The organism is Frisingicoccus sp. (assembly GCA_016298055.1).
GTDB lineage: Bacteria > Bacillota > Clostridia > Lachnospirales > Lachnospiraceae > Frisingicoccus.
This window is the reverse complement of the sequence record JAEDDO010000129.1, coordinates 1-5,082: the sequence shown is the minus strand read 5'-3', so window position 1 is coordinate 5,082 and position 5,082 is coordinate 1. Positions and strand designations below refer to the sequence as shown.

The 5,082-nt window shown below is 41.4% G+C and carries 5 protein-coding genes; 2 read left to right on the top strand and 3 right to left on the bottom strand.

Annotation, left to right across the window (positions count from 1 at the left end; translation table 11 throughout):
• Positions 1-54: 54 nt before the first annotated feature.
• The 3 genes from QZZ35_RS08955 to QZZ35_RS08945 all read right to left on the bottom strand — a co-directional run bounded on the left by QZZ35_RS08955 (position 55) and on the right by QZZ35_RS08945 (position 3,854).
• Positions 55-1,362 carry a GntP family permease gene (locus QZZ35_RS08955; protein ID WP_291237088.1) on the bottom strand — a complete coding sequence of 436 codons (1,308 nt, stop codon included), beginning with the start codon at positions 1,360-1,362 and terminating at the stop codon, positions 55-57.
• Between the two features lie 108 nt (positions 1,363-1,470).
• Positions 1,471-3,024, bottom strand: coding sequence for an acyl CoA:acetate/3-ketoacid CoA transferase (locus tag QZZ35_RS08950; protein ID WP_291235078.1), 1,554 nt, complete (start codon positions 3,022-3,024; stop codon positions 1,471-1,473).
• A 53-nt stretch (positions 3,025-3,077) separates the two neighbouring features.
• Positions 3,078-3,854, bottom strand: a complete 777-nt coding sequence (locus tag QZZ35_RS08945) for an enoyl-CoA hydratase-related protein (RefSeq protein WP_178625425.1) — start codon at positions 3,852-3,854, stop codon at positions 3,078-3,080.
• A gap of 306 nt (positions 3,855-4,160) precedes the next feature.
• Here QZZ35_RS08945 and QZZ35_RS08940 point away from each other — a divergent pair, with 306 nt between their 5' ends.
• Together QZZ35_RS08940 and QZZ35_RS08935 are read left to right on the top strand one after the other, a co-directional pair.
• Positions 4,161-4,580: a MarR family winged helix-turn-helix transcriptional regulator gene (locus tag QZZ35_RS08940; RefSeq protein WP_291237087.1), complete on the top strand. Its 420-nt coding sequence runs from the start codon at positions 4,161-4,163 to the stop codon at positions 4,578-4,580.
• 53 nt (positions 4,581-4,633) lie between these two features.
• Positions 4,634-5,082, top strand: a 449-nt coding sequence (locus QZZ35_RS08935) for a serine O-acetyltransferase (protein WP_330635639.1), incomplete at its 3' end; no start/stop codon positions are given.

The following is a 5,082-nucleotide window of genomic DNA, read 5'->3' as shown; positions in this document are numbered from 1 at the left end:
AAAAAACAGCCGTAAATTTTAAATTTACGGCTGTTAATTTCAAAAATATGTTTTTTATAATCCCATAGATGCAAAGATGATAAATACGAAGCAGGAGATAAATGGAATGACGATCTGTGTAACAAAGATGTCAAAGTATGCTTCACCGTGAGTCAGTTTACAAATACCAAGTAATGTAATCTGAGCACCCTGATGTGGCAAGCTGTCCAAAGTACCTGCAGCGATAGCAGCGATACGATGTACGTGTTCAAGATTTGCACCTAAAGCAATATATGTATCTGTTAAAGCGTTGAATGCAACACCCATACCACCGGAAGCAGAACCACAAGCACCGGCACAGATAGCAACTGTAATCATAACGAATACGAGTGCTGGCATGTTGAGAGTTTTAAGAACTTCTACCAGATCAGTGAATCCCTGTGTCTGTTTAACAACACCACCGAAACCAACTACGATAGCTGTGTTCAGGATGGATACACCAGAGTTTGCAGCACCTTCATTGAATACTGCGATCCAGCCATTGATTGTTCCAACACGTTTCCACATAAGGATTGTAGCTAAAGCAACACCTAAGAATACAGCTGTTTCAACTGGAAGCTTGAAGCCGTTGAAGGAAACAAGAATAGCAATGATAGGAATCATAGCGATCCAGAAGTTTGGAAGATCTTTATCTTCGTCCATTGCCATTTCTTCAGGAGATAACTGGAATTTCAAAGTGGAATCGTTGAATGTGATACCCTTCTTTGTAAAGTTGCGGCTTCTCATCTCTAACCATAAGAAGATAAGTACATAAGAAGCAACGGCTGCGATAACAGAAGGAACCAGAGCAGCTGTGGAAGGTGTTCCAAGGCTGTTCATAGCGATAACGTTCTGAATGGATGGTGAACCAGGACCATACATGGACCATGTCCAGCAACCAGCGGAAATAGCACCAGGAATCAAACGACGTGTAAGATTTGCTTCTTTGAACATGTTCAAAGCGATAGGGTAGATTACGAAGAATACTACGAAACCGGAAACACCGCCGAATGTAAGGATACCAGTGATAGTCATGATAATTGGTGCAACAAATTTACCTTTACATAAGCCTGCAAGAGTTTTGGAGATGGACTCTGCAGCACCTGTATGCTGGTAAACAGCTCCGAACAATGCACCAACGAAGAATACTAAGAAATAACTTGTTACGTATGCAGATGCTGCTGGCATGAAGAGTTCTTTTAAACTTGTAAGAATAGGCATACCAGAGCAAACAATTACGAAAATAGTTACCAGTGGTGCCAGAATCAAAGCGTTAATCTGTTTGAAAGCCAGCAAACCGAATAAAAGTAAGGCGAGTAATAATACTAAAATACCTAAATTCATAACATGAAGCCCCCTTGGGTTATATTAAATTTTGTCTTTTATCGAGTAAAGGGGATGGTTTTTGAAGCTATCCCCTTTACCCAATGAGTATAGAATTTTTTAGCTTAATTATTTTGCGAGACCCATAACTTCGTCTTTGAAGATTCTTTCATCCATTAACTTAGGTTCGCCATCCATCTTTGGAGCGAATTCCATTAAGTCAAGAACCTGAGTCTGCAGATCGATACCCGGTGCGATTTCTGTTAAGTAAACGCCGTCCGGACGAAGTTCGAATACAGCTCTTTCTGTGATGTACATAACCGGCTGACCGATCTTTGCGGCATATGTACCGGAGAAAGTGATCTGCTCAACTTCTTTGATGAATTTTTTGGATTTACCTTCCTGAACGATTTCGAGTTTACCATCACCTGTAGCGATCTTTAATCCGCCGGTTGTGAATGTACCAACATAGTAAACTTTCTTTGCGTTCTGGGAGATGTTGATAAATCCGCCGCAGCCTGCGATACGGCCGCTGAATTTACTTACGTTCAGGTTACCCTGTTCGTCCACCTGTGCAAGTCCGAGGAATGCCTGGTCGATACCGCCGCCGTCATAGAAGTCAAACTGATATGGCTGATCAAGGATACAGTCAACGTTGACAGAACCTGCGAAACGGGAACCGCCCTGAGGAACACCACCAACAGGACCTGCTTCAACAGTCAGAGTCATCTTGTCACCGATGCCTTCTTCGTTTGCAACTGCAGAAACGAATTCAGGAACACCGATACCGAGGTTAACAACAACATCGTTTTCCAGTTCCATAGCTGCACGACGTGCAATGATCTTCTTAGCGTCAAGCTTTGGAGCTTCAAGAGATCCGAGAGGAACACGGAAATCACCTGTCATAGAACCGTCATAATCCTGTTTGTAAATCTGTGCGTTGTCATCGCCTTCTGCGATAATAACGCCGTCTACGTAAATGCCAGGGATCTTAACCATTCTTGGGTCAAGGCTGCCGTTGGCAACAACTTTTTCTACCTGAACGAACACTTTACCGCCGTTATTCTTTGCACACTGTGCAAGAGAAGTAGCGTCAAGAGTACAGCACTCTTTTTCAAGAGTAATGTTGCCGGATTCGTCAGCATATGTACCGCGGACGAAAACAACATCCAGTGGCTGAGATTTGAAGAGAAGTTTTTCTTCGCCTTCAATTTCAATTAATTTAACGATATCTTCTGTTGTCTTAGCGTTAACTTTAGCACCTTCGATACGTGGGTCAACATATGTGTTAAGACCAACATGTGTAATGGTTCCGATACGTTTGCCGGCAGCATCGCGAACCATCTGAGCCATTGTACCCTGAGGCAGGTTATAAGCTTCGATTTTCCCTTCAATTGCCATCGTACGAAGCTTTGGAGCCAGATTGTAGTGACCTGCAATCAGACGTTTAACCATACCTTCGTGTGCAAAATGATCAGAACCGGTTCCTTCACCGGCACCCTGACCAGCTACAGTGAAGATGGTCAGATCCCTTGGGTGTCCGGTTTCGAGGAATCTTTCTTCTAAGGCTCTGTTCAGTGTTTCGGAAAGTCCGGCCTGAACGAAACCTTCGGTATTAATTACGGCACCGTCCGGTACCTGTGCAGCAGCTTCAGCTGCTGTCATGATTTTAACCTTTGCCATTGTAAAAAAGCCTCCATAAATACTATGTAAGTAGATCGTCGATAACTAGAAAATTAGAAATCTGTTAATGTTCTGCCGCGTTTTTCAAGGAATGCTGTCATACCTTCTTTTTTGTCGCCTGTAGCGAATGTAAGACCGAATAAGTTAGCTTCAAGTGTTAAGCCATTGTTAAGATCCATGTCAAGACCCATGTTGATAGCCTGTTTAGCGATAGAAACAGCGTAGCTTCCTTTGTCGATGATCTTAGCTGCGATCTTCTTACAGAAGTCGATCAGTTCTTCCTGGGATACTACATGGTTAACAAGACCGATTTCGTATGCTCTCTGAGCACTGATCATATCGCATGTGAAGATCATTTCTTTAGCGATACCTTTGTTTACTAAACGAGGAAGTCTCTGTGTTCCGCCGAATCCAGGGATGATACCAAGGCCTGTTTCTGGCTGAGCGAATTTAGCGTTGTCAGATGCAACACGGAAGTCACAGGACATGGAGATTTCACATCCGCCGCCTAAAGCGAATCCGTTAACAGCTGCGATTGTAACCTGACGCATGTTTTCAAGTCTTCCGAAAGCTTCTTTAGCGATGAGACCAAAAGCACGTCCTTCAACTGGGTTCTGGTTAACCATTTCGGAGATATCAGCACCAGCTACGAAGGATTTCTGTCCTGAACCTGTTAAGATAACAACTTTGATGTCGTCTCTTGCTTCGATTTCTTTAAGGCATTCGTTAAGTTCTGTGATAGTTTCTGTGTTAAGAGCGTTTAAAGCCTTTGGACGGTTAATAGTTACCACTGCGATTTCGTTTTCAACTTCCATTAATAAATTGTTCATAATGTTGCCTCCTATAAATATTATTTTTCTTGGATAGCTTCATGCAAATTGCTTGCCCATTAAAAATTTGCATGCTAATTACTATGTCTTAATTATAACACTGGTATGACCGCTCGTCAATGGGTTTGAATCAAAAAAGAGGCACAAAAAATAACAGGATTTTTTTGGACTCATTTTTGAAATCATGAATTCAAAGGAATTCAAAAAATGGGAAAATTTAGTGAAAAGATTACTTTAATAGTCTTTTTCGATTGACAATACAGGAAAAAAAAGCTATCATTTAACGTAGTGAAGGGAGTGGAACAGATGCAGCTGGAGGAATGCGTGAATTATTTATTGACAACAGCTCAACATTCTGTTTTCTTGAAAATGACGGAAAAACTTTCAGTGTTTGATCTTACTCCGGTTCAGTATGCGGTATTATATTGTTTATGGGAGAATGATAAGAAGAGTCCAAAAGAGATTGCTGAGCGATTGAAACTGGAGAATTCTACAATATCGGGTATATTGGAACGAATGGAAAAAAAGGGTCTGATAAAAAGAATGATCAGCAAAGAGGATCGGCGATTTATTCAGATTATGTTGACAGAGAAGGGAGCAGTTCTTGAAAAAGATGTTCTGGCTGCTGTCGATAAAGTGAATGAAGAAGTTATGTCAGTTTTCTCAAAAGAAGAATGTGAGAATTTAAAAACACAGTTGCGTGTATTAGCAGGTTTAAGTGTTTAAAGGGTTGGAAACAGCCCTTTTCTGCTGTTACTGTGCGAACATGGAGGTCATTTATGAATGGAGAATTTAAATTAGTTATCGGAAGAGCGGTGCGTGAAATTGCCCAGTATTACTCTTCAGAAGAATCCTTTGCAATAAAAAAGGGAAAACATCTGCCGAATCGGGGGGCAATCATTGGCGTAATTAAAGATTTGCGAAGAGTGATGTTTCCGGGATATTTTGGTTCAGAAAATATTACAGATACAGCACCGGAATATTTTATCGGTAATACTTTAACAGAGGTGTATGTAACTTTAAAAAAGCAGATTGAAACAGCATTGATCTATCAGAATACAGATCAGATCAGTGAGGAAGAGATTTCGGAAAGGGCCATGGAAATCTGCAAAAAGTTTTTTGGACGTCTCGCTGAGATCCAGCAGATGCTTTTGAAGGATGTTCAGGCTGGATTTGACGGGGATCCGGCGGCAAAAAGTAAGGAAGAGATTATTTTTTCCTATCCGGG